Consider the following 25,310-nt stretch of genomic DNA (forward strand, 5'->3'; position numbering starts at 1 on the left):
ATGAACAGAAGAAATGCTTTAAAATTAGGCATGACAGCTTTAGCTGGATTGTATTTATCACCTTTGCTGGGAAGATCTATTCTTTTAAAATCAGAGCCCTATGAGTTAGGGCCTTTTGAGCCGTCTTGGGAATCACTTGAAAAATATAAGGTGCCAGATTGGTTTAGAGATGCTAAGTTTGGAATGTGGGCACATTGGGGACCTCAGTGCCAGCCCGAAGCAGGAGACTGGTATGGAAGAGGAATGTATGAAGAAGGATCGAGACAATATAATTTTCATCTTCAAAAATATGGCCATCCTTCTGAATTTGGTTTTAAAGATGTCATTAATACTTGGAAAGCAGATAAATGGGCTCCTGACGAACTTGTTAATCTTTATAAAGATTCTGGAGCAAAATACTTTATGGCGATGGCTAATCATCATGATAATCTCGATTTATATGACAGCCAGTATCAGCCACAGTGGAACTCCACACGCGTAGGACCACAAATAGATATAATCAAAGGATGGGAAAAAGCCGCCAGAAAAGCTGGTCTGCCCTTTGCAGTGAGTGTTCATGCGGCCCATGCATGGAACTGGTTTGACACTTCAAAAGGCGCTGATAAAAACGGACCATTTGCCGGAATATCCTATGACGGAACTTTGACTAAAGCGGATGGAAGCGGTAAATGGTGGGATGGATTGGATCCTCAGGACTTATATGCTCAGAATCATCCCATAAGCGGTAAGCCTTCTGGTGATTCGTCTGTTCACAGCCAGTGGGATTGGGCAGACGGTGCTTCAATACCTTCCTCTGAATATTGTGAAAAATTCTATAATAGAACTATTGATCTCATTGAGAAATATAATCCAGATATGTTGTATTTTGATGATACTGCTTTGCCTTTATGGCCTATCAGCGATGCGGGACTTCGTATAGCAGCACATCTTTACAACAAAAGCCTTAAAAAAAATAAAACCGTTCAAGCTGTCATTACTGGAAAAATTTTAACCGAGCAGCAGCGTAAGGCTTTAGTCTGGGATATTGAAAAAGGACAAAGCAATCAAATTGAACCTTTGCCATGGCAGACTGATACTTGTATTGGAAACTGGCATTATGACCGCGATGTGTATACTAAAAAACAGTATAAATCCGCTAAGACTGTAATTCATACCCTGATAGATGTAGTAAGCAAAAATGGAAATCTTATGCTCAATATTCCCATTCGAGGAGACGGTAGTATAGATGAACAAGAATTGCAAATCGTAAAAGAAATAGGGCAGTGGATGAAAGCCAACGGAAGAAGTATTTACGGTACCAGACCATGGAAGATTTTTGGAGAAGGACCTCAGCAGGCAAGTACAGGGAAATTAAAAGCGCAGGGATTTAACGAAGGTCAGGGTAAGCCTTACAGCGCTGAAGATTTTCGTTTTGCACAGAAAGATAATCAGCTTTTCGTTACAGTAATGGACTGGCCTGAAAAAGGTGTGGTCTATATTAAAACTCTAGGATCTGAGGCTGGATACTATACCAAAGCCATCAAAAAAATCCGATTAGTGAGCACAGGAGAGAAACTGCAGTTTGCGCAGCATAAAGAATACTTAGAAGTAAAGTTTCCTGCTGATAAACCACAAGGAAGTTTTGCCAATGTGCTGGAAATTTTTTCTTAAATAAAATATACAACCAATGAGATTATGTTATGCCTGTGATTTAATTGATGATCCAGAGAAAATCAAAGAATACATACAATATCATACTCAGGACAATACATGGCCTGAGATAACTAAAAGCATCAAGGACAGCGGAATCAAGAACATGGAAATTTACATTCTTGCTAATCGGCTGTTTATGATTATGGAAGTCGATGAAACCTTCACCATTGAGAGAAAACAGGCAATGGATGCCGCAAATCCAAAAGTGCAGCAATGGGAAGAATTGATGTGGAAGTTTCAACAGGCACCTCCGGGAGCTGCTGAAGGAGAAAAATGGCTGCCAATGAAAATGATCTACAAATTGGAGTAAATCATATTTAAAGTGAATATAAATTTATGAAAACTTAATTATCAAGTCGGCGGGCAGAGGAATGAAAAATACTATCAAGGTTTAGCCCTTTATTTTGTAAATGTATTCTCCCAGAAAGATCAACAGGAGAAAAATCCAGTTGCTTTAAGAAGTTTTTTACATAGTTTTTTGAAGCTCTGTGATCGGCTATAAAAAATATTTGTTCCTTATTTCTCACATCGTTTTTGTCTTGAAGATCAACAGGATGAAATAGTTTCACTACATGTGCTTGAGGAAGAAGTGACGCTGTAATTTTATAAGTCATCGCATTGGTGATTCCTGATAAAAGTGTCTGCGGATCAAATATTAAACCGCTAGTGTGTATAATTATTTTTCCCGATACATCTGGGAGCTGATTCAGTACATTTTCCAGATCATCTTTAGGGATAAATAATAAAATGATATCTGCTGAAGCGGCTTGCTCTAAAGTGCCAGTTGTAGCTGTAGGGCCAAATTTTTCAAGAGCATCTCTTATAAGACTATTCCCTTTCGGATTGTATACGGTAACGGTATAACCTTGCCGGGCAGAACGAAAGGCCAATTCCATAGTAAGACTGCTGATTCCTATAATTCCAATTTTCATAACGGATCAAGTTTTAATGCTGTTATTATATTATCATTTATAAAACTTTTGCACCAACAAAGGCACTCAGTTTTAAGGTCTGGTTTAGGCTTAGTTAAATGTAGTGAAATTAACTGGTTATTAATCAGGTGTTTTTACCTGTTCTTTCAATTAAAATATAAATTAATTTCATGCTGTAAATGGTTTAATTTTACTAGGTTTTAGGACAGTAGTATGACATTTTTTCAAGCTGTTTTATGAAAAAATGTCAGAGCATTTCGTTGGCATATAATTTGTTTATTGAGCTAAAGCACAACAGTGCAAGTTCAAAAATTTATTGTATAACAATTTTAAAAATTACTGTTATGAATCTTATTAAGAGAAGTGGAAACCGCTTACCGGCTTTCCAAAACCTGTTTTTTGATGATGTTTTCAGCCGAGATTTTTTCAATTGGGAAAACAACAATTTTTCAACCACAAGCACCACACTGCCTTCGGTTAATATTAAAGAGACCGCAGACAATTATGAGGTAGAAGTAGCTGCTCCAGGAATGAACAAAGATGATTTCAAAATTACTCTTGACAACGGACAGCTCGTTATTTCTTCATCGAGAGAAAACCAAATCAATGAGCAGAACGGAACCTTTACCAGAAGAGAATTTAGTTATGAATCTTTCCAGCGAAGTTTCCTGCTGCCTAAAAATGTAGTGGACGAAGATAAAATCAGCGCCCGTTACGAAAATGGACTTCTGTTATTATCGATTCCTAAAATGGAGCAGGCCAAACAAAAGACACCTAGAGTAATCGATATTTATTAAAATTCATCATTTTAATTTAAACCGAAAGCTGCCTTATGGCAGCTTTCTCTATAATTCATCCATATGTTGTCACAATTATTCTCCGGGATATCTGTGATGTCCCTAATCGTGTTGTTGCTGATTTTACTTCTTCGAAAATTAAAACAGCCTTATTTTATAGCCTATATAGCAGCCGGAATACTGCTTGGTCCTTCCGTATTTAATGTAATTCATGAACCTGAAGTAATTCTTGAACTTGGTGAAATTGGTATCATTTTATTAATGTTTAGTATTGGGAGTGAAATTGATTTGGGTTATCTTACTCATAATTTCTACAAACCTTTCTCTATAGTTCTTGTACAGATTGTACTTAGTTTTATCTGTATGTATCTTTTAGGAACATATGCAGGATGGAACATCATAACAATAATACTCACCACTTTTATAATAAGTTTAAGCAGTTCTGCTATAGTATTTCAGTACCTAGCCCGTACAGGAGAAATCAAAAGCCGTCTTGGCACGATAACCTGCGGTGTTCTTCTTATGCAGGATATTGTGGTAGTTCCCATGATGATAGGACTTAATTTATTTGCTGGAGGCGGTATTTCGAGTTTTCAGCTTTTTAAAGTCTGTTGTGGCGGTGTTTTGTTAATTCTATTTTTAAAAGCAGCAGTTCATAAAAAGATATTTAAACTTCCAATGAGTAAGGAAATTACAGCCGATCATGAACTGCAGGTTTTTATTGGCTTAGGGCTTTGTTTTGGAATGGCATGGATTAGTGGATGGTTTGGTCTCTCTACCGCTTTAGGAGCTTTTGTTTCGGGTATATTTATCGGACAGTCTAAAGCTACGCATTGGCTTGGAAAAGCACTAATTCCTTTCAGAGTGTTTTTTATGGCATTCTTTTTTCTCGCAGTAGGTCTGCAGCTGCACGTAACTTTCTTTGTGAAGAACCTTCCCATGATTCTCTTGATTTCCTTAGCAGTTTTACTGATTAACAGTCTTTTGAATGCAATTTTATTTCGAGCTGCAGAAAATTCATGGCGGGACAGTATTTATGCTGGCGCTCTTTTATCGCAGATAGGAGAATTCAGTTTTGTACTCATGAGCATGGCTTTCTCCTTAAGACTTGTCGAGGATTTTATTTATCAAATAACACTGGCTGTCATTACTACCACAATGCTTTTGACTTCAATTTGGCTTATGATCATTCAACAGCTCATTTATAGATTTAGATAAATATAGGTATTGTTAAATCAAAAATGGTTTGCATCATACTTTTTAAAGTGTACGATTTCTACTTATTAGGTTTTACTTATTATTTTTTTTATAATTCTTTCGAGGTGTAATCTTTAGAAGAAAAACCTCGTTATTCGTTGTGTTTGTGATGTTTGTGTTTAAAAAGTAGCTAAAATATTGTCATCTAACAGCTGTTAATTATTTAAAACAATTCTAAACTACTGTTAAATAAAACCAAAAAAAATACTTGCTCGTATATAGGGTAAAATCTAATCATTAAAAAAACTACCCTATGAAAATCAAAAAAAATATTAAAAAGGCCCTATGGACTCTGTTCATAATTACTGCGCTCTTTTCTGCCGTTTTACTTTTCCATATCATTACTGCTAAACCTGCTGTTTACGAAAATCCCAATCTGCAGGTGAGCCGTATCGATTTTAAATCCGATATTGATTCTGCTCAAGCAAAAGAAATCTGTTCGAATCTTAGAGCTATAAAAGGACTTACCTCAGATTCTATAATTGTCAAAAGAAATGTGGTGGTATACTTTCACAATAATAAAATTACCAATTCAAAAAAAGTATACGACCAGCTGATGGCAAAAGGGAATTATGACGCCCAGCGCTACATTCTGCCGGCAAATTTAGCCAATAAAGAAGTTTGCCCGATCAATCAAAATAGTTTTGGTTACAAATTATCGCAGAAAATAAACCAATTTTTTAATTAACCCTAAATATATATATTATGAAAATGTATTCTAAAATTACACTTAGTGTATTACTTACGGCTGCTGCAGCCCTGACTTCTTGTAGCAATGATGATGACAATACTCCAGATCCAGTGGTAAAAGCATCAATTTATGAGCGTCTTGGCGGTACTAAAATGGTTTCTGATCCTGACAATCCTGGACAGATGATCGAGCAGGGAAGACTTAGTTACCGAAAAGTAGTAAATTCAACTATTGGCCTTATTGTAGCCGATATACAATCTAATGCTTCTGGAAACCTACAGGCTCATTTTGCACCGCTGCTTGCTGAAACTGGACAAACACAAGCAACTAACATTGCTAAATTATCGGATAATTTGACGGATTTCTTTTCGTTTAATACAGGAGGAACTAATGCAGTTAACACATATTCTGGACTAAGTATGTCTGCGGCGCATGATCCTGCTAAAAACCCTCGTATGGGAACAAAATCTAGCAATGCAGATTACACAAAATTCGAAGGATATGTAGGAGCGGCTGCCAATGCTAATGGCGTTGCTTCAAATACAGAACTTTATGTTGATATCGTTGCTGTATTGGAACAATTGAGAACTCCTATAGTTCAAAAATAATTCCCTTAGAAACGCTGCCGGTTTCTGGCAGCGTTTTCTATATAGTAAGCCTCTATGATTTGGCCGCCAGGCCATTAACTGGAATCGATTTGATAAAAGATATCTTTTATTATTATATACAGTTAAGATACTATATCATTTTTACTAAAGATTAATTCTTCACATACAGGAAGCCATCAATTTAATACCGTTTTTATTAACGGCTGCTTGTTTATGCATTTACAGATTGATTATTTAAACTTTTTATCAGGTATTATATGGAAAAATTCAATAAATCGGCACCCTCATTTTATGCTCTGGGAATCAGCTATAAAAAGGCAGATGCCTCTATCAGGGGGAAATTCAGTTTGGATGCCCGAGCTCATGAGGCTCTTTTGAAACAAGCAGCAGCAGAAGGCATTGAATCCTTATTGGTTATTTCTACCTGCAATAGAACTGAATTATACGGAACAGCCAACCATCCTTATGAATTAATAAGACTGCTGTGTGAAAACAGCTCTGGTTCGGTGGAAGAATTCAGATCGGCTGCTTTTATATACAAAAATGAGCAGGCTGCAACTCATTTATTCCGTGTGGCTGCAGGTTTAGAAAGCCAGATTTTAGGAGATTTTGAAATACTTGGCCAGATAAAAAACTCGTTTAATTTAAGCAGACAACATGGATTGTCAGATACTTTTATGGACCGTTTGGTAAACGCAGTTATAAAAGCAGGCAAAAAAATAAGAACCGAGACTGGAATTTCTTCCGGTGCCGCATCTGTTTCTTTTGCTGCCGTACAATATATAATACGAAATGCCGCTACAGGCAGTAAAAATATATTGTTATTTGGAACCGGCAAAATAGGACGTAATACCTGCGAAAATCTAGTAAAGCATACTCCAAATTCCTGCATTACCCTTATAAACAGAACAAATAGCAGTGCAGAAATGCTTGGGGAAAAACTAAGTGTTACAGTTAAGGACTATGCAGATTTAACACAAGAAATACAACACGCAGATATTTTGGTTGTAGCGACAGGAGCCCGTATTCCCACTATTGACAAAACACAGCTTGGCTTACACAAACCACTGCTGATTCTTGATCTTTCTATCCCAAGAAATGTCAATACCAATGTATTGGAGATTCCTGGAGTATCTTTACTGCATCTCGATGAACTTTCGGTAATGCGTGATGATACCTTACAGAGAAGACAACAACATATCCCAGCTGCAGAAGCTGTTATTGAGGATTTAAAATCAGAATTTTATAATTGGCTAAATGAGCGTAAATATGCACCAGTAATTCAGGCTTTAAAAGCGAAACTAACTGATATAGCCGCAGCTGAAATGGCCTTGCAAAAAAAGAAAGCCATCGATTTTGATACCACAATGGCTGATGTTGTAAGTGCACGAATTGTTCAGAAAATAACCAGTCATTTTGCGCACCATCTAAAAAACGAAAACTGCTCAATTGAGCAAAGTATTGAATTTATGGAGAAAGTATTTCAAATAGGACAATACAATAAGACACCTTCTGTTGCCGAGATAAAATACAATATAAAGCTTTCCTAGCGATATAGTGAGAGATAGTTTTATATGATATTATACGCTTTTTAAACCCGTTTGAAAATTCAAGAGTAGTATGTGAATGGCTCTGCCAATTAATTTCAGAAGGCTGAAAAACAAAATTAAGCCCGCAGGACTTGGTGTTAATCAGACACACTACCTGCGGGCTTGTCCATAAACATAATCTTCCATTTTATGTTTACTATAATTTTTCACAATTATTGTATGGATTTATCTCCCTTAATATATCAGGCAGTTTGTTTAGGTTTTAGAGGCCTAATTTAAACATATTTTATAAACTAGATTGGTTTTTATAAAATTTTATAGTTTTTGATAAAGGATCTGTACATCATTTTAATCTAAATAGGCATCCAAAAAATACCATCATCCTATTAAAATTAGTTATTCCAGCCATTTTGAAATTATTAATTACAAATGAAATTACAACGGCTGTAAACAGATATCAAAAAAGATGTATACACCAATGTACACAAAATAAAGTGTGATGAAGAGATTTATATCACTTTGCGATGGTGTATTTATAAGTGATACTTAACGAAAATATGATTTAGTAAGGCAAATTCTTGAATCAGGTTCATGAATTTTATAATAATTTAATAATAAAACCCAAAATTCCAGCTGTAATAATGATGTAAGGCTCTTTAATGTTTTTATAATACACTAAAAGCAAAACGGTTATTGCAGCAATAACTATGGTAGGAATATCGATAATACTTCTTTTGGCAATAATAATTACAGATCCTACTAATGCTCCAATAACTACAGCAGTTATTCCTTCTACAAATGCTTTTACAGATTTGTTATCGGCAATTTTCTTAAAATAGGGAGCAAGAATAATCGTAAAAAGATAGCAAGGCAAAAAAGTAGCTAGAGAAGCAGTAAGTGCACCTAAAAAACCGTCGACAAGAAATCCAATAAATCCCACTGTTATAACTACAGGTCCCGGGGTTATCATGGCGACAGCAACAGAATCCAGAAACTGCTGTTCTGTTAACCAATTATTTTCCAGTACAACGCCAGAATGAAGAAACGGAACGATAGCGAGTCCGCTGCCAAAAACAAAGGCACCAGCTTTAGCAAAAAAAACAGCTAATTTTAAAAGTTTATTTCCTTCATAATCCCACAAAGCAAATTGTAAAAGAATCAGTGAATTAGTAGTTTTAAAATTCCACCATTTTGGAGGTGCGATTATCATCATATAAAATAGTCCGGCTATTATAAATAATAAAAGCTGTTCTTTTTCGGTTACATAGGTTACAGCTACTGCAAGAATGAAGAAGAGCCATAATAACCATTTTGTTTTAAAGGATTCTAAACGAAAAGATCCTATAGATTTTAGTGTAAGTTTATAAGAACTAAGTGCTATTATGCCAACAACGGCTGCACCAACACCATAAAATACAGCTTGTATCCACGACAAACCTCCATATAATTTGTAAACAATCCCAAGCAATAATACCATGATAAATGATGGTAGTATAAAAGCAAAACCAGCCAATGTGGCGCCTAAAAAACTATAATGCACAAAACCAATATAAATTCCTAACTGCGCTGCAAGCGGACCCGGGGCTAATTGTGCCAGCGCCAAACCTTGTTTGTATTCTTCCTCACTTATCCATTTTCGGTTTTCAACCAAATCTTTATGCATATAGCCCACTAAGGCAACAGGACCGCCAAAACCGGTTGTGCCCAATTTTAGAAAATATAAGGTTAATTCTAAGAGACTGTATTTTGAGTTTTTTTCCATTTGCTTCATAGTATCCCTATCGTTTGGTGCTTTAAAAACTATTTGTTCTTTTGATGGATCTAAAAACAAAACTAAAGGTCAAAATTTATATAAAATAGAATCTTATTTACCTTTTGTATCAGGATTACTTTTACAGCTGTTCAGCAGAAAGTATTGCTCGAGTTTAATGGCCTGTGTGCTTAAGCGGAATTTGATGCAATGGTTTTTTTTTATAATTTAGCTTTGTATGCAAAAAGACAAATTTTCAAGCGGGAGAATAGCGGTTTCTGATGAATTTCAGGAAGTTTTTTCGCATTTTTATTTCGCAGAAAATAATTCAGACATAACGTTTACCAAGAAACTTCTTCCTTCTTATCAAACTATCATGATTTTTAGTTTTGGTGAAAGTGCCTATATTCATTCGGAAGGCGATGAGAATATAGAAGTAGAAAAGTGTATTGTGCTGGGCCCAATAAAAAAAGCATTTGACTATTCGCAGCCGGCAGGAAATACGATTTTAGTTGCTAATTTTAAGGATGATGCTTTTTACCGTTTTTTTGGATCGGCAGCTTTAGCAGAAAATTTGCCAATTGATCCTAATGATTTAATGAGTGAAAACTGTTTTACAGCTCTCTGGCACAAACTTAATGGAATTGAAAACAAAGAAGAGCAGGTAGAGTGCATCTTAGAATTCTGCAGACCTTATCTTAGAAAACGAAATCCAGTTACCGGCCAACTGATAGAACTTAAAAATACAGCCTACAATCCCATAAAGAAAGTTGCAGATGAAACAAAACAGAGTGAACGCGCTATACAGCTAACTCATAAAAAGCAGCTGGGGTATTCTGCCAAAGAAATAAACCGTTATCTACGCTTTCTAAAAGCCATTGAAATGATGCAGGATATTGCATGCAGAACATCTAAGAATGACTGGTTTGAAATTGTTGGTGAATGCGGTTATTACGACCAAAGTCAGCTTATTAATGATTTTAAATATTATATAAATCTAACTCCTGCACGATACCTTAAACTGCAATGCAGTATATGCAATCCTGTGGGCTGATTTCGTTTTCTTCCAATTTTAAGAAATAGCTTCGGTCTAAATTTGTCCTATAAATTTAAAATATAGAACAATGAGACATTTAATTATTTACGCGCACCCTAACTCAGAAAGCCTGAATGGAAAATTTAAAAATGATCTAGCTGCGTATTTAGTGCAGCAAGACAACGAAGTTATTGTAAGAGATTTATATGAACTGAATTTTAATCCGGTGCTTTCACTTCAGGATATGGCAGGCCAGAGAAAGGGCGAGGTATCAGACGATGTAAGACTGGAACAGGATTTTATAAGCTGGGCAGAACATATCACTTTTATTCATCCTATCTGGTGGACAGGTATGCCAGCTATAATGAAAGGTTATATTGACCGCGTATTCAGCTATGGATTTGCTTACCGCTATGATCAGGGAATCCAAAAAGGACTTTTAGCAGGAAAGCAGGCCGTAATAATCAATACTCACGGAAAATCCCATCAGGAGTACCATGAAATTGGTATGGACAAAGCGTTGAGACTTACTTCTGACAAAGGCATCTACAGCTATTGCGGTTTTGAAATCAATCAGCATTTCTTTTTTGACAAAGCAGATCGTATTACTCCAGAAACTGCCGAGATTTGGGTCGACGAGATTTTATCTCTCTATAAATGTACAACTGTTGGATCATGAGTCTTGCTACTACACCACAGGAAATACTGCGCAGGTATCACAATGAAGCCAGCGCAGTAAAAGCTGAACACGGACTTATTCTAATTCCCGATGTTAGCGGTTTTACCAATTTCGTTTCAAGTATTTGCATCGAAGCAGGCAGGTATATTATGAGAGAACTTCTCACCACTATTATCGAGAGTAATATTCTCGGACTTAAAGTTTCGGAGGTGGAAGGTGATGCCGTTCTTTTTTATAAGTTCTGCTGTCCTCCAAATGCAGATTTAATTATTAATCAGTATGAGGTAATGCTTCGTAATTTTAGAGAAAAGGTACATACCATCGAATCTCTTATTGGCAGAAACATGAATTTGTCCCTCAAACTGATTGCTCATTATGGACTTTTTTCAGAATATACTGTGGGAGGTTTCAGTAAGCTTTACGGAAATACAGTAGTGCAGTCTCACTGCCTGCTAAAAAATACAATCCAGAGCAATACGTATTTATTGCTTACTGAAGATCTGTTGAATTTTGCAGGCGCGCAGAAAAACCGCAAATCGGACTCCAATTACATATACATAGATTATAAAAAAGAAATCCTGCCTAAAATTCAGGTAAATTAATTATAGAATGATATGTCTATTTTTCTAATCGTCTTTTGGTTTTTCCTCTACTGGGAATTGTATAACATCAGCCTGAAATTTAATACTTTACACTAAATTGTGCTTTGTAACTTTATAACACAGTTAAAATAATCATATAAAAATAAAGTTATGGCAGAAATTAAAATTGAAAAGAAAAAGCCCGTATGGCCTTGGATTATAGCATTGCTGTTAATTGGGGCAGTGGTATACTACGTTTTTTTAAGAGACACTGAACCGCGAAGCGAAACCACTATTGAAGTTGAAAATGCTGTGCCAGTAGATTCTACAACTGCTGAATAAGCAGAATACAAAGGTAATGTTCTGCATTTGCAGAGACTGATACAATATAATTAAATTAAAAAGACATGGAAAAGAAAGACAGAAATTTATACAGGCTCGATGAGCTTTCCGATTATAAAGTAGCTTCTAATTACTCGGATGTTAGAGGATGGAAAATAGTAGATGCAGACAACCGCACTATAGGAAAAGTTGATAATTTATGGGTTAACAAGGATATGCAGCGTGTGGTGTATCTGGATGTGAATGTCGACAAAGAGCTTATTGAAGACAGCAAACACGAGATTCATGATACGATTGCCAACGAAAATACAAGGGAATTTATGTACCGTGATGGCGACAGCCATCTAATCATTCCGATTGGTTCAGTGACAATTAATAAAGATACAAAGATTGTACAGGCTAATTCTATCGACTATGATACTTTTAGAAGAACAGGAAGATATAATACCCAGCATCATTTTGACCGCAATTATGAAAGATCGGTTTTAAAAAGCTATTATCCTGATGATGAAACTGGTTCAACTTATGACAGTGAGGACAATGCTTTTTACAGCAGAAAAGAATTTGATAATCGTTAATCCCTCTTTTAAAGTTTTAAAAGCTGGATTTATAAATACGAAGATCAGATGTTTGAAGACGTCTGATCTTTTTTGTTTTGAAACAATAGTCGATGATTTGATACGATGTATTTTTAATAATAAAGGCCGTCTTACAGACAGCCTTTAAAAACTAATTAAAATAAAAAAAATAAAAAAACGATAAGAATATTTAAAACCTTTAAATTGAAATGGGGTTCAAAATAGATTCTTATTTTGCTTTCATCAATACCTGCACGCTGTTTGATTTCTTTAAGGCATTTGTTGTAAATTCCTTTAAATCCTTTGCAGTAATCGTGCTTAGTATATTTTTAAGAAGTTCAATATCAAGAGGACTTTCATCATTACGAACATAAGAGGTCAATGTATTAAGCCAATACGTATTCTCTTTAATCTGCTCCTGATAATTCTTGATTATGGATTGTTTGATGTCTTCTAACATATTGGCAGGAATATTTTCAGTCTGCACCCTTGCAACTTCTGCATGTACAATTTTAACCAACGCATCTGCCTTGTCTGGATTGCAGTCAAAATTGATTTCTAATGAAAATAGAGGAGAAGGAAACTGAGACAAATTAGTTCCAGCATGTACGCCATAGCTGCCGCCTTCTTCTTCACGAATCGTTTCTAGGTAACGTTTTGTAAGCCATTCAGATACCATATAACTTAGTATTTTATTCTTTTTGTTATAGACAATATCTCTGTTTTCAAAATGAAGGTAAACTGTTGTTTTAGGTGTATCCATCGTTCTAAAAATTGTTTTTTCAACCTTTCCGTCTTTCATAAATATTTTGTGATCTACATAGTTCTCCGTTTTCTCTTCTGATGGAATATTTCCTAAATAAGTGTTGATTGCAGCAATGTCATTTTCTGAAATGTTTCCGACGAATAGAAACGTGAAATCACTTGCGTTTGAGAAACGTTCAGTGTAGATTTTTTTAGCCGTATTCAAATCTAAAGCACTAATAAAGTCCTGTGATAAAAGCCAGTTACGTTTGCTGTAATTCGTGTTTAAAACCGATATAGTGTCGCTTAAAGCTTTTTCATTGCTGTTTGGCGCGTTGTTCAATTTATTTTGATATTGTTCTTTTATTTTATCAAAAGTATTGCTGTCAAATCTAGGGTGCTGGAAATACAAGTAAACCAGCTGTAATAAAGTAGTGAGAGATTCTTTGTTGCTGCTTCCGTTAAAACCTTCGTATAAACCTCCAATGTATGGGCTCACATTGGCCGTTTTGCCTGTCAGTTTCTTTTTTAAATCAGTAAACTTATAATCACCTAATCCCGAATATGAAACGACAGCGGCTGCAATCTGTGCTGATGGAAGATCTTTCCAATCTGAAAGTGAATTTCCTCCCGCGCTGTAAGCCGAAAATAGAATCTGGTCTTTACTCAAAGTTGTGGGATAGATAATCACTTTGGCACCGTTTGCCAACGTATAGCGTTTCGCATTTTCGAATCCTTTAATTTCTTCTGTTTTTAGAATTGCTCTTTCTTTCAATTCTTCTTTTACTAAAGAAGCTGTCAATTCTTCTTCTTTGTAAGGTTCTAATTTTGAATTTGTAATAGTTTTGACAGCATTCCAATACTCATTTGCTTCAGGAAATTTCGTCGCGGCATCTTCAGGTGCAGAAACTGATATTACTAAATTATCTTTTGGCTGTAAAGCTTTAAATACAGCATTTACCTGATCTAAAGTAACAGTATTCAAGAAAGCATTAATCCATTCATGTTCTCCCTCAACACTAAAAACCGGATTGGATTCTAAAAAATAAAGCTGTAATTGTTCTGCCCAATAACTGTTTCTAATTTTATCTTTATTTGCTAGACGATTGTCATAGCTGGTACGCATTTTAGTTTTCAAACGGTCCAATTCCTGCTGTGTAAATCCGTTTTGCATCGCTCTTTCAAATTCTCGGTAAGCTTCGGTAAAAGCTTCGATGAACTTTCCTTTTTTTGGCGTAACATTTAATGAAAATTTACTATCTAATCTCGAAAGATTTTCATTTGAAATTCCGAATGCCAAACCTGCAGTTTCGTTATTGATAATGTATTCGTTAAATCGGTTATTCATCATTTGCAAAGCCAGATTTTCCTGCATGCTTTTGTTCATTTCGGCCTGATCTTGAACTAAAGGTTTTGGTTTGTTGTATGAAAGCGAAATTCCAGAACGCTGCAACTCTTTGTCGGTCGCCAGTACATAACGATTTTCTTTTTGGAACGGAATTTTTTCATACGTTCTCTTATTGATTTTTTTGGGTTTTGGTATCGAACCGAAAATCTCTTTAACACGTTTTTCGATTACAGTTACATCGATGTTACCTACAATTACGACAGCTTGATTTTGAGGCTGATACCATTTCTTGTAATACTCTCGTAATACTTGATACTTGAAATTATTGATGACATTTAAATCTCCAATAACATTTCGTTTTGCATATTTTGAACCTTCAAAAACTACTTTGTTGATTTTTTCGCCTGTTCTGTAATCTGCATTTCTTCTGGTACGCCATTCTTCACGTATTACGCCTCTTTCGGCATCAATTTCATTATTGGCAAGCAGGAGAGAGCCAGACCAGTCGTGCAGTACATACATACAAGAATCCAATAAAGTTTTGTTTTGCGAGGGAACATTGCTGATGTTGTAAACAGTTTCGTCGTAAGCCGTATAAGCATTAATATCTTTTCCGAAAGAAACACCTTGTTTTTCCAGCATGTTGATGATTCCTTTTCCTTTAAAATGCTCTGTTCCATTAAAAGCCATATGTTCCAAAAAATGCGCTAAGCCGTCCTGATCATCATTTTCTAAAATGGCTCCAACGTTTTGCACGAAATAGAAATCGGCTCTGTCTTTTGGCCATTCGTTGTGCATGATAAAATACTGCATTCCATTTGGAAGCGTTCCGTGTGCGACTTCTTTGGGCAGCGGAAAAGTAGTTTTAAACTGCGCAGAAACTTGAGATAAACCCAGAAGCAGGAAATGCGCTAGAATTAATTTTGTTTTCATTTTTGATAGTTATTGTTCTTTTTTTGATTGAAATTGATATAAGAAGTCCCTGCTGTTTATTGAAAGCTTCAAATAACAGTTTTATGGAACGCGGATAAAACGGATTCGCTATCGCGAAAACGCGGATTAAAACGGATTTTCTTTTTTTCTTTTTATCTGTGTTTATCCGCGTTTTCGCAAAGCGAATCAGTAAAATCCGCGTCTAAGTTATTAAGCATTTTTAGAAATTATTACATCCAGTCAGGGCGTGAAGCACCTTTTAAATAGAAGTCAAAATACTGCTGCATTTTGAGCGTCCAGTCTTTTCTATTGGCAGCATCATCTAAAGTATGTCCTTCTTTTTTGTAATTCACTAATAAAGCAGGTTTGCCTAAACGTCGAAGTGCAAAAAACAAAGATTGTCCTTCTTGATAAGGCACTGCGCGGTCATTATCATTATGAAAAATAAGGATTGGCGTTTGGATGTTTTTAGCCGAAAATATAGGCGAATTTTTGATGTATCCGTCCAGATTATCGTGCATAGAACTTCCCATACGATATTGATCGGCTTCGTATTTAAACATTGTCGAAATACCATTGGATCGCATTACAGGATAATTGGCAGTAAAATTACTTACCCCAGAACCCACAATTGCACAGCTGAAAAGATCTGTTTTTGTAGTTAAGAAAGAAGTTTCGTAACCGCCAAAACTATGTCCTTGAATTCCAATTTTGCCTTTCTCGGTAATGCCTTTTGAAATTAAATATTCAACGCCGCTGATGACATCATTGTACACGCTGTTTCCAACGTCACCATACGTATAATGTACATCTGGCTGAAAAACAATATAACCCTGGCTTACAAAAGTTGGAATATTAATATTGGAAGTGCTGACTTCAGGCTGATGGTACTGATTAAAATCTTCGGTATGCTTTTCGTAAAAATGAACAATTACCGGATATGTTTTTTTGCTATCATAGTTGTCTGGAAGATATAGATTTCCCTGATTTTCTTTGCCACTAAAACTTTTCCACGTTAGCAATTTTGCTGTTCCCCAAGCATACTCTTTCTGCTGTGGATTGATGTTGGTAATTCTTTGCTGTGATTTAAAATTTTCAGTTCCCCACCATAAATCTGGAAAAATAGTATAGCTTTCTTTAGAAAACAAAACACTCGAATTATCTCCAGAAACTTCTTCAATGCGTATGTTATATTCTGAAGGAGCGAATACTTTTGTAATAGAATTGGCATCGACTAGTTTATAAACACCTTTCGATTTATGTTCTATATCGAAACCATTTAATGGAATGGTTTTTATGTTGTCTAAATTTCCAAAATAACCTTGTTCTCCATATCGAAATTCCGTTTTGTTTTTTCTTCCATACTGCTGTGTGAGCGAATACGCCTTTTTTTGATTGGTAAGGTCAATCGCCCACAAATCAAACTGATCGTATAAAACGACTGTGTTTCCGTTATGTAACCAGCCCGCGATTCCGTAAGCGGTATTTACCGATTTCATATCTACATTATCATCTGAAATTGGAAAAGGAATTTGTAAACTGATATTCTTGAATTGCATAGAACTGCTGTCAAAAACGGTCCACACTTTTGCCTTTTCATCATAAAAAACAGCAAAACTTCCTTGCGGATTCCAAGTTGGGCTGCCAAAAACGCCTGTCAATACTTTTGTAGATTTTCCTGTTTCGGCATCGATCCAGTAAACATCATTACGTTCGTTAAAAGTCCAATCTACTTCTACAGCATACGGTTTTTTATCTAAACCAAAAACGCCTTTAAAGTTGCCAGATTCTGGCATTAAAACCAGATCAAATTCACCAGTTGAAGCAATTTTGATTACTTTTTTATTCTGGATATCATAAAGAAATTTCTGCTCGCTTGGAAGTGTTTTTGAACTTCTCAGCAATTCCTGTCTGCGTTCCATAGTTCCCTGATTTGATCTCCAGATTTCAACACCCGATTTTGGAATCTGAGTATTTTCTGGACGCTTATTCGAATTTACTAATAAAGTGATATAGCGAGTATTTTCATTTAATCCATAAGCTGTTTTTGAAATTGAATAACCCGACGCGCTTAATTTGATATCATCATAATTGAATACGGCTTTTGTTGCATTAGTATTGAGATTAAAATAATAAACCATATTAAAATCGGAGCTGTTATTTCCTTTTAAAGTAAAAGTACCGCCGTTTTCTTTATCGTTTAATTGAAAATCTCCAAAATCAGAAGCTTTCCCACTATAGATAGTTTCTTGTTTACCGCCTGGATTTCCGTGTTTTAGAAACACTTTGTCTTTTTCGATCTGTGCGTATACAATGGATTTGTTTTTTAAAAAACGAGATGATTTGATGTTGTTTACAGCAATACTGTCATTACTTTCTAAATTATAACAAACCAAACGCTGGAGAAAAAAGGAACTTTTTTCAGCCTCTGGACGTGTGTAGTATAGAAAATCAGTTCCTGCAAGAGCATTGGTATAATGTTTTGTTTTCCAAAGTCTTTTTGCTCCCGTTTTTAAATTTTGGAGAATGGTACTGTCTTTCTTAGTGTACTGAATCCAGTCTTTTTTTCCAATGAATTTCAGATCACTGATATTCTCAAAAACCAGACGTTTTCCTTTTGGAGCTTCCTGAACAATAATCTGCTTTTTGTTTTCTTTTTCTTCATCTTGAAATACAGTGCTGTACGACATCCATTTACCAGTGTAGGATAAAGACTTGCTATTAATTCTCTCCCACGACTGATAAGCCGATTCGTCAACTGTTTTTTTCTGGGCTGATAAACTATGTACACCCAAAGCGAGTGTACATAGTAAGACTATTTTTTTCATATAATTAGATTTTCAGAAAGCGAATTATTCGTTCTTTAAAGCGTTGATAACGCCTGTAAGTTCATCAACCAATTGTCCGGGATTTCCAGAATAACCTTCAGAAGTAAAACGAATTTTTCCGTTTTTGATTACTACTTTTCTCGGTATACCGCTAGATTTGAAAATTGCTGCATACTTTGAGAAAGATTCATTGTTTGTAGAACCGCCTTTTTTTACTAAATCAAAATAAGTATCTAGTTTTAGTCCTTTTTCTTTTAGATAAGCGACGGCTGCTTTTTTGTAACCTTCATGATTTTCCTGAGTGCTGATGAAGTACACTTCAACTTGTTGGTCTTCTTTGAAGTTGGTCACTAATTGCTGCATCGCTGGAAAAGCCTTTTTACAAGGTCCGCACCAAGTTGCCCAAAAATCGATTACGATAATTTTACCGTTGTTTAAATCCAATTGCTTTGTTTTTCCATCGGTTCCCTGAACTTTAATGGCAGGAGCGGCGATATCGATTAAAGCGATTTTTTCTTCAGACTTGTTTTCCTTTTTCAGCTGCTCTAAATAGGCAGGAAAATCACTTTCTTTTTTGCCTTCTTTTAAATACGCTTCTTTCAATTTAGCCGTCATTCCTTCTGATAAAGTATTTCTTCTTGCTGCATTTTTCAATACCTCGATAATAGGTTTGTTTAATGCTTCTAAAGCTCTTACGTGTATGTCGTTAATGCTTGCTTTTTCGTAACGTTTTTCTAATGGAAGCGCATCAAAAGTTTCCAGAACTTCTTTGTACTTTTTCAGCATATCGAACATACGAATCTGAATTACTAATTCATTGTTCAATTGATTTTTAGCATTTTCTGTTGCCTGATTGGGCGACCAGTAAATTCCCTGCATATAAGACAGATCATTTACTTTTGCCTTCATTTCTTTTATCATTGGCACAGCCATTGTCTCGATCACGGCCGGATCTACCGATTTTAGGTATAAAGCTTTAGAAATATACTGGTGGTAACCGTCATTGATTGAGGCAAAATTCATTGTTGGAATCAGAGCCAGAATACTTTTGTAATCTTTAGTTTCGAAATAATAGCCAAATTTTATTTTTACAATATTATCATACAAATAATTTTGTGATGCAGGCACTTCTTTACTGTATGGAAAATCAGTTAAAAATTGATTTGCAGCTTTAAACTTCTCAGCTGCATCAGCAATTTTGTTGATTTTTTGATAGGCTTTAAACCTTGAATGAGCACCATTTGGAAATTGCTTTTCAATAACTGTTTCTAATGAATCTGCTTTTTTCTGATCTTTTAAATCAAACAGATAAATATTGCGGAGTTTTACAAAAACTTCTTCGGGCATTCCTTTTGTGTTTTTTGAAAATTGCGTTAAAATTTTAGGCGCAATCTCCTCAAATTTTTCAGGTTTTTGTTTTTTTAGGATTTTGATGTAGGTATCAAAAAATTCAGGAAATCGGTCTGGATGGTCTTGCACTTCTTTTTTTAACCAATATTCGGTTGCATCTCCATCAATAGAAAAATCTTTAAAATACCCGCTAAATTCTCCGTTAAAGTTTTTGTTTCTAAAAGTTGCCCAAGCCAAATCGGCTCCGGGCATTTTTACTTTTGGTTCTTTAAAAGCGACCAGCATATAACCTTTATCCTGATTAGTGTCTGTAACTAATCCATTTTCGGTATTACCATAGAATTTGAAAGCCATAAAAGCACAGTTTTTCGGAACCGTAAAATCAGCATTCCAAGTACTGCCATTTTTTTTCATTTTAATATCTTCAATTTCCCATCTGTAATCATTGAAAACATACGCATAACCGTTGATTTCTTGTATGTTTTCTAATGGACCACCTTTTGGATCATACGTCATATGTATAGTCGTTCCAGGAATAGGAATGTCTGCCATTCCTTGTAATCTGGATGTAACTTCTTGAGCCGAAACTTTTATGGTAAGGGCGCAAAATGCCAATACCAAAAGTTTGATATTTAATTTTTTTAACATTGTAATGAATTTATTTGCCCAGTTCCGGGTTTAAATCGATGTAATTTTGATTGATTGGGAATACATATCCATCGCTGTTAGGAGCAAGGGTAAAGGTATTTCCTTTAAAAATTCGTGTGTATGTTTTCTGAAAAGCCGGATCAAGATTTAATCTTCGCTGATCGAACCAGCGGAAACCTCTTCCTATAAATTCTTTTTGTCTTTCTGTTAAAACAAGATTTAGAGCTTCAGTACTTGTTGTGGCACTTACTTGATACGCGGCATTGGCTCTGAATCTTTTTGCTCTAAGAATATTAAGATAATCCACGGCTTTTTGACTTTGCCCTGTTCTGGCATAACACTCAGCAGCGATTAAATACATTTCGGGAACCGAAACGCCAACGTTAATTCCGTTTGTATTGCTGTAGGTAGCAATTCCAAAACCTCTTCCGGTGTAAGTTGGAGAAATAGCAACGTTACCAGCAATTGTGTAGTAATCATATCGCAAATCATTGGTTCCAAAACTACTTAGCAAATCATTAGAAAGAGGTGCTCTGTTATACGTTAACAGCAAAGTTTTAGAAAATATAACCTCCGGATTCTGAATTAAAACGGGATAACTGTAACCAGTTGCAAATGTTTTTAAATCAATCAATCCATTTTGCATTTGCAGAGCTTTCTCCGCATTTTCAAGACTCAATTGATATTGACCCATATAAAGATACGTTCTTGCTAATAATGCATAAACTGCTTTTTTGGATGGAAGCACATTAAAAGGAGGGGTATCCTGAATATCATTTGCCAAAGCACTTTTTAAATCAGAAATAATCTGATCGTAAATCTGGCCCACTGTACTTCTTTCTAATGACGAAAACAGTTCTGGTTTCAACAATAATGGAACCGCTTTTTCTGAATTAGCAGAAGCTGGATCAAATTGAGGACCGTAAGTATTTACTAACTGAAGGTACGCAAATGCTCTATGAACAAATGCTTCGGCATAGATTTCTTTTTTCTCGGCATCTGTTCCTTTTTCACTGCTCATAACACCATCCAGAAGAACGTTGCTGTAATAAATGGCTTTGTATAACCCGATATAGTCTGAGTCGCCCTGAGACGGATCGTAGATTCTATCCTGCCATGTATAGCTGTTTGCCCAAATGGTACTTACACTATTTTGATAAGTCGTAGGAAATTCTACATCGGCATTGGCCAATAAATAAATACCTCCAGAACCGCTAATGTCATTATAGGCATTAGCAATAGCTCTGTAATCTGAAGTATATTTTAAAATTCTGTTGTTTCCAACTTGCTCTACTTCAACATAATCTCTACAAGAGTTTAGCAAAAGTGCAGGCAGAATATATAGTGTGAATTTAAGAAATTTCATAAATCTGTTTTTTAAAATTAAAAACCGCAGTTAAATTGTAAAGAGTAGGTACGCTGTGGAGGAAGGGTGTTGTAGTTGTTGTTTGACAAATACTGAGGGTCGATTCCTAAATCGTTTTTAACCCATAACAATCCTAAATTCCTTGCTGCAAAATTAAAACTCAATGATTTTATAAAAGTTTTTTCCAACCATTGGCTTGGCACATTATAACCTAATGAAACCTGCTGTAATCTAATGTTATCTGCTGGAAGTACATTAATGTCTGCCATTTGGTAACGGTTTAAACTATTAAAGCTGATGTTTGCCAGACCAGGAACATTAGTATTGGCTTCGTCTCCGGCTTGTCTCCAACGATCTGCAACAAGGGCATCTTTTGCAACAGCACCGTATTGCACTCCTGTGTAAGAAGGGTAATTCTGTAAAACCGTATTTCTGAATACATGTCCTCCATAATAGGTGATCTGCACTCCCAATCTGAAGTTTTTAAACGAGAAATCATTCATAAAACCTCCAGAATAAGGAGCAAATGTGGTTCCCATATATTTTAAATCGTCTTTATCTACTGCTGCAATTCCTTGACTTGAATTTACAATTGTACCGTCTTTTTTGCGTATGGTAGATTGTCCGTTGCTGTCTAATCCCGCCCAGTCGTAGGCATACACATATCCAATCTTTTTACCTTCTGTGGTTACACCAGACAGATATTGGTTGGTAGTGGTCGCTTTAAAACGAGAGTCGGTAACTTCATTGGTATTGTAACCAAGATTTACAGTACTGTTCCATTTAAAATCGCCATTAAAAATAGCTCCTGAAATGCTAAAGTCTACTCCATGTCCTTTTAAAGTTCCGGTGTTATAATTTACAAATGACCAGCCGTAAGTTGGGTTAAATGGCAGATTTACTAAAATATCATTTGTTTTTTTATAATATAAATCAACACTTCCTCGTAAACGATTGTTGAAAAAGCCATAATCTAAACCGTAATTTGTTGTTATGGTTGTTTCCCATCTAATCTCTGGATTTTCGGGAACACTGATAGATCCAATTGGCAATTGCGTATTAAAATCGACAGATCCAATGCTGATTACAGGGCTTTGGCTTCCAAAACCACCAGCAGGAGAGATTGCCGCTTTACCATAAGTAGCTCTAAAAGCTAAAGTACTCAGCCAGCTAACATCTCTTAAGAAAAACTCTTTATTAACATCCCATTTTGCTCCTGCAGACCATAGCGGTACCGCTCTATTTTTTTTGGAAGCTCCTAATAGGTTGGTGTCATCAAAACGAATACTTCCTGAAATATGGTAGCGGTTCATGAAATCATACGAGCCTAATCCATAGTACGATAAATAGCGGTTTCTTGATTTATTAATACTAGTATCTGAGCTTCCAATTATACTCTGCCATCCGTAAACGGTAGTGTAATAAACTGTTGGATTTACAGCTTGTCCCGAGTTAGTGTCCACGTTATAACCATAGTATCTTTGGCTGGAACCTTCTCTGCGTTCTTCTCTTATTTCTGTACCTGCTAAAAAGTGTAAGCTGTTATCTTCATTAAAATTCTTATTGATATTCATCTGAAAACGCATGCTCTGAGTATCGTTGTTGGTGTTAGTGTTATATAGATAAGATCCAAGCGGTATACCATACACTAATTTTCCAGCGGAGTTAACAGATGTCGCCTGATTGATCATATTTCGGGTATAATAACTATCTAATTCACTCAAAGATTTGGTTTTATTTGTGATAGAAGTATACATTCCCGATGCTTCAAAATTTAACCAATTGGTAACTGTTGCGGTTAAACTGGCATTTAATCTTAAATTAGCTCCTTTTGTTATTACATTAGAATAATTCAGTTCATCTAAATAATTGTAAGACCATGGTAAATATCCTTTTGCCTCAAATCCTTGTGAAACTTCTGGCCTAAAAAGAAAATAACGATCAATTCCATTTCCATTTTCATCGGCAATCATATCGTACGGACGCAAAGCTGTAGCCGATACATTTGATAAAGCTTCATTTGCAACAGTATTGGTTTGGTATGTTGTTGGAACATAATTGATTCCTGTATTCAGTTTTAAGAAACTTTTGAGCTGAAAAGAGTTGTTTAACGTGATGTTATACGATTTAGAATCATTTGCCTGCATTGCCGCATTATCTTTGTTATAACCTAAAGACAAATAGTAAGTGCTTTTTTCGGTTCCGCCATTTATAGATAAATCATATTGCGTGGTAAAGGAATTTCTAAGTAAGTATCGGTCTATTTGATTCAAATTATTATTTTGTGATAACTGGTTTAGCAGAAGATCTCTTTGTGCCTCAGAAATTTCACCTCTTTTTTGTCTAAACATAATTTCCTGCGCCGCGCTTGGGTTAAGAGCCTGCCAGTTGGAAATATTATCAGCAGCGAAACCGCCATTTACAAGGTCTTTTTCGTAATCAATATATTGCGCCGAATTCATGACACGCAGTTTTCCCAAATCAATTTTTTCTCCTACAGTTGTTGTGGTGTTAAAATTTATAATTGGTTCGCCTTTTTTACCTTTTTTGGTGGTGATTACAATTACCCCGTTGGCAGCCGCAGATCCCCAGATCGAACTTGCAGCAGCATCTTTTAAAACCGAAATGCTTTCTACATCATCTGGATTAAGATAACTTAAAATAGAAGATCCCGGCACACCTCTTTTAGAAAAAGCAAAATCTTCTCTTGATTGCGGAAAACCATCGATTACGATTAGCGGCTGTCCAGTTCCTCCATAATTATTAGTTCCTCTCACGCTGATAGAACCTGTTCTTGGATCTACATTTACACCGGCAATTTTTCCTTCCAGTCTTGATTGAATATCTACTGTAGGCACTTCTGCCAATTCTTTTGCGCTAATTATGCCAATAGATCCGGTTACTCTTTCTTTTGGAATTTCGGTATATCCGTTAGAAACAGAAATCTCTACGCTGTGAAGTTCCATTACGTCTGGAACAAGCACGGCATCAATTATTCTCTTATTGTTTACAGGAATGGTTACGGTTTTAAAACCCAAAGAACTAAAAACGATAGTATCATTTGGAGCAACTCTCATGCGATAATCACCTTCCTTTCGGGTAATGTCCCAGGTTTGTTTTCCTTTTAAGATAACATTTACGCCAATAAGCGGCGCCCCTTTTTTGTCGGTCACTTTCCCTGTTAATTCATATTCCAGCTGTTCGGGTCTTTTTTTAGCTCTCTTTACAATAACTTGTTTATCGATAATATCATACGTAAGATTATTGTTTTTGAAAGCATTGTTTAAAATTTCCTCTAAAGTTGCCTCTTTGTCCAATGTAATTGTAGTGGCAGAATTAAGTACATCATCATTATAGAAAAAGACATAATTCGCCTGTTTTTCTAAAGTAGAAAATACCTCCGTGAGCGGTGCGTTCTTGAAACGAACATGTATTTTATTTTGCCCTGAAGAAGGGTTCGCATATAAACTACACATACTTATCCAGATAAATGCAGTAAGAGATCTCATAAGCAGCAGATATAGGTAATAGTGGTATCGTTCAGAAAATAATTTTTCTGAATTATGTTTTTTATTCATAATTTTGTTTTGGATTAAGATG

Annotated in this window: 19 protein-coding genes; 12 read left to right on the top strand and 7 right to left on the bottom strand. The window is 35.6% G+C overall.

Translation table 11 applies throughout. The features are described from left to right. Together J0383_RS22010 and J0383_RS22015 are read left to right on the top strand one after the other, a co-directional pair. Complete coding sequence (locus J0383_RS22010; protein WP_207296101.1) at nucleotides 1-1,650, top strand: alpha-L-fucosidase; 1,650 nt, start codon at nucleotides 1-3, stop codon at nucleotides 1,648-1,650. 16 nt (nucleotides 1,651-1,666) lie between these two features. Further along, a complete protein-coding gene (locus tag J0383_RS22015) occupies nucleotides 1,667-2,002 on the top strand; it encodes an L-rhamnose mutarotase (protein ID WP_207296102.1) in 336 nt (111 codons plus the stop codon). Between the two features lie 34 nt (nucleotides 2,003-2,036). Here the strand turns inward: J0383_RS22015 and J0383_RS22020 are convergent, their stop codons facing one another. Next, nucleotides 2,037-2,624: an NAD(P)-binding domain-containing protein gene (locus J0383_RS22020; protein WP_207296103.1), complete on the bottom strand. Its 588-nt coding sequence runs from the start codon at nucleotides 2,622-2,624 to the stop codon at nucleotides 2,037-2,039. 344 nt (nucleotides 2,625-2,968) lie between these two features. Here J0383_RS22020 and J0383_RS22025 point away from each other — a divergent pair, with 344 nt between their 5' ends. The 5 genes from J0383_RS22025 (at nucleotide 2,969) to hemA (ending at nucleotide 7,527) form a co-directional block, all read left to right on the top strand. Continuing rightward, nucleotides 2,969-3,421, top strand: a complete 453-nt coding sequence (locus J0383_RS22025) for an Hsp20/alpha crystallin family protein (RefSeq protein ID WP_207296104.1) — start codon at nucleotides 2,969-2,971, stop codon at nucleotides 3,419-3,421. A 108-nt stretch (nucleotides 3,422-3,529) separates the two neighbouring features. Next, nucleotides 3,530-4,639 carry a cation:proton antiporter gene (locus tag J0383_RS22030; protein ID WP_239023361.1) on the top strand — a complete coding sequence of 370 codons (1,110 nt, stop codon included), beginning with the start codon at nucleotides 3,530-3,532 and terminating at the stop codon, nucleotides 4,637-4,639. Between the two features lie 292 nt (nucleotides 4,640-4,931). After that, complete coding sequence (locus tag J0383_RS22035) at nucleotides 4,932-5,366, top strand: hypothetical protein (protein ID WP_207296106.1); 435 nt, start codon at nucleotides 4,932-4,934, stop codon at nucleotides 5,364-5,366. A 17-nt stretch (nucleotides 5,367-5,383) separates the two neighbouring features. Next, nucleotides 5,384-5,977 carry a globin family protein gene (locus J0383_RS22040; protein ID WP_207296107.1) on the top strand — a complete coding sequence of 198 codons (594 nt, stop codon included), beginning with the start codon at nucleotides 5,384-5,386 and terminating at the stop codon, nucleotides 5,975-5,977. Nucleotides 5,978-6,234: 257 nt separating this feature from the next. After that, the gene (hemA, locus tag J0383_RS22045) at nucleotides 6,235-7,527 is read left to right on the top strand and encodes a glutamyl-tRNA reductase (RefSeq protein ID WP_207296108.1); all 1,293 of its coding nucleotides are present in this window, start codon (nucleotides 6,235-6,237) and stop codon (nucleotides 7,525-7,527) included. 598 nt (nucleotides 7,528-8,125) lie between these two features. Here hemA and J0383_RS22050 read toward each other — a convergent pair. After that, nucleotides 8,126-9,298 carry a chromate transporter gene (locus J0383_RS22050; RefSeq protein WP_239023157.1) on the bottom strand — a complete coding sequence of 391 codons (1,173 nt, stop codon included), beginning with the start codon at nucleotides 9,296-9,298 and terminating at the stop codon, nucleotides 8,126-8,128. Nucleotides 9,299-9,515: 217 nt separating this feature from the next. Between J0383_RS22050 and J0383_RS22055 the strand changes: the two genes are divergently transcribed. The 5 genes from J0383_RS22055 to J0383_RS22075 all read left to right on the top strand — a co-directional run bounded on the left by J0383_RS22055 (nucleotide 9,516) and on the right by J0383_RS22075 (nucleotide 12,493). Then, nucleotides 9,516-10,331 carry a helix-turn-helix domain-containing protein gene (locus J0383_RS22055; RefSeq protein ID WP_207296109.1) on the top strand — a complete coding sequence of 272 codons (816 nt, stop codon included), beginning with the start codon at nucleotides 9,516-9,518 and terminating at the stop codon, nucleotides 10,329-10,331. Between the two features lie 70 nt (nucleotides 10,332-10,401). Next, nucleotides 10,402-10,992 (top strand): NAD(P)H-dependent oxidoreductase, encoded by a 591-nt coding sequence (locus J0383_RS22060; RefSeq protein WP_207296110.1) that lies wholly within the window; start codon nucleotides 10,402-10,404, stop codon nucleotides 10,990-10,992. Continuing rightward, complete coding sequence (locus tag J0383_RS22065; protein ID WP_207296111.1) at nucleotides 10,989-11,594, top strand: DUF2652 domain-containing protein; 606 nt, start codon at nucleotides 10,989-10,991, stop codon at nucleotides 11,592-11,594. Before J0383_RS22060 ends, J0383_RS22065 begins: the two co-directional genes overlap by 4 nt. Nucleotides 11,595-11,744: 150 nt before the next feature. Continuing rightward, nucleotides 11,745-11,915, top strand: coding sequence for a hypothetical protein (locus tag J0383_RS22070; protein WP_207296112.1), 171 nt, complete (start codon nucleotides 11,745-11,747; stop codon nucleotides 11,913-11,915). 65 nt (nucleotides 11,916-11,980) lie between these two features. Next, the gene (locus tag J0383_RS22075) at nucleotides 11,981-12,493 is read left to right on the top strand and encodes a PRC-barrel domain-containing protein (RefSeq protein WP_207296113.1); all 513 of its coding nucleotides are present in this window, start codon (nucleotides 11,981-11,983) and stop codon (nucleotides 12,491-12,493) included. 229 nt (nucleotides 12,494-12,722) lie between these two features. On the opposite strand, the gene J0383_RS22080 is transcribed toward J0383_RS22075, so the two are convergent. The 5 genes from J0383_RS22080 to J0383_RS22100 form a co-directional block, all read right to left on the bottom strand. Continuing rightward, a complete protein-coding gene (locus J0383_RS22080) occupies nucleotides 12,723-15,518 on the bottom strand; it encodes a M16 family metallopeptidase (protein ID WP_207296114.1) in 2,796 nt (931 codons plus the stop codon). A gap of 230 nt (nucleotides 15,519-15,748) precedes the next feature. After that, complete coding sequence (locus J0383_RS22085) at nucleotides 15,749-18,346, bottom strand: alpha/beta hydrolase family protein (RefSeq protein ID WP_207296115.1); 2,598 nt, start codon at nucleotides 18,344-18,346, stop codon at nucleotides 15,749-15,751. A 24-nt stretch (nucleotides 18,347-18,370) separates the two neighbouring features. Continuing rightward, nucleotides 18,371-20,344, bottom strand: a complete 1,974-nt coding sequence (locus J0383_RS22090; protein WP_207296116.1) for a TlpA family protein disulfide reductase — start codon at nucleotides 20,342-20,344, stop codon at nucleotides 18,371-18,373. Between the two features lie 10 nt (nucleotides 20,345-20,354). After that, a complete protein-coding gene (locus tag J0383_RS22095) occupies nucleotides 20,355-21,710 on the bottom strand; it encodes a RagB/SusD family nutrient uptake outer membrane protein (RefSeq protein ID WP_207296117.1) in 1,356 nt (451 codons plus the stop codon). 17 nt (nucleotides 21,711-21,727) lie between these two features. Beyond that, nucleotides 21,728-25,288 carry a SusC/RagA family TonB-linked outer membrane protein gene (locus J0383_RS22100; protein ID WP_207296118.1) on the bottom strand — a complete coding sequence of 1,187 codons (3,561 nt, stop codon included), beginning with the start codon at nucleotides 25,286-25,288 and terminating at the stop codon, nucleotides 21,728-21,730. Nucleotides 25,289-25,310 lie beyond the last annotated feature (22 nt).

It is taken from the genome of Flavobacterium endoglycinae (assembly GCF_017352115.1).
GTDB lineage: Bacteria > Bacteroidota > Bacteroidia > Flavobacteriales > Flavobacteriaceae > Flavobacterium > Flavobacterium endoglycinae.

Coding starts and splice junctions, on each gene's coding strand:
- J0383_RS22040 (WP_207296107.1), top strand. CDS start 5,384: ATGAAAATGTATTCTAAAATTACACTTAGTGTATTACTTACGGCTGCT.
- J0383_RS22060 (WP_207296110.1), top strand. CDS start 10,402: ATGAGACATTTAATTATTTACGCGCACCCTAACTCAGAAAGCCTGAAT.
- J0383_RS22055 (WP_207296109.1), top strand. CDS start 9,516: ATGCAAAAAGACAAATTTTCAAGCGGGAGAATAGCGGTTTCTGATGAA.
- J0383_RS22080 (WP_207296114.1), bottom strand. CDS start 15,518: ATGAAAACAAAATTAATTCTAGCGCATTTCCTGCTTCTGGGTTTATCT.
- J0383_RS22035 (WP_207296106.1), top strand. CDS start 4,932: ATGAAAATCAAAAAAAATATTAAAAAGGCCCTATGGACTCTGTTCATA.
- J0383_RS22100 (WP_207296118.1), bottom strand. CDS start 25,288: ATGAATAAAAAACATAATTCAGAAAAATTATTTTCTGAACGATACCAC.
- J0383_RS22015 (WP_207296102.1), top strand. CDS start 1,667: ATGAGATTATGTTATGCCTGTGATTTAATTGATGATCCAGAGAAAATC.
- J0383_RS22095 (WP_207296117.1), bottom strand. CDS start 21,710: ATGAAATTTCTTAAATTCACACTATATATTCTGCCTGCACTTTTGCTA.
- J0383_RS22090 (WP_207296116.1), bottom strand. CDS start 20,344: ATGTTAAAAAAATTAAATATCAAACTTTTGGTATTGGCATTTTGCGCC.
- J0383_RS22020 (WP_207296103.1), bottom strand. CDS start 2,624: ATGAAAATTGGAATTATAGGAATCAGCAGTCTTACTATGGAATTGGCC.
- J0383_RS22025 (WP_207296104.1), top strand. CDS start 2,969: ATGAATCTTATTAAGAGAAGTGGAAACCGCTTACCGGCTTTCCAAAAC.
- hemA (WP_207296108.1), top strand. CDS start 6,235: ATGGAAAAATTCAATAAATCGGCACCCTCATTTTATGCTCTGGGAATC.
- J0383_RS22010 (WP_207296101.1), top strand. CDS start 1: ATGAACAGAAGAAATGCTTTAAAATTAGGCATGACAGCTTTAGCTGGA.
- J0383_RS22085 (WP_207296115.1), bottom strand. CDS start 18,346: ATGAAAAAAATAGTCTTACTATGTACACTCGCTTTGGGTGTACATAGT.
- J0383_RS22075 (WP_207296113.1), top strand. CDS start 11,981: ATGGAAAAGAAAGACAGAAATTTATACAGGCTCGATGAGCTTTCCGAT.
- J0383_RS22070 (WP_207296112.1), top strand. CDS start 11,745: ATGGCAGAAATTAAAATTGAAAAGAAAAAGCCCGTATGGCCTTGGATT.
- J0383_RS22050 (WP_239023157.1), bottom strand. CDS start 9,298: ATGAAGCAAATGGAAAAAAACTCAAAATACAGTCTCTTAGAATTAACC.
- J0383_RS22065 (WP_207296111.1), top strand. CDS start 10,989: ATGAGTCTTGCTACTACACCACAGGAAATACTGCGCAGGTATCACAAT.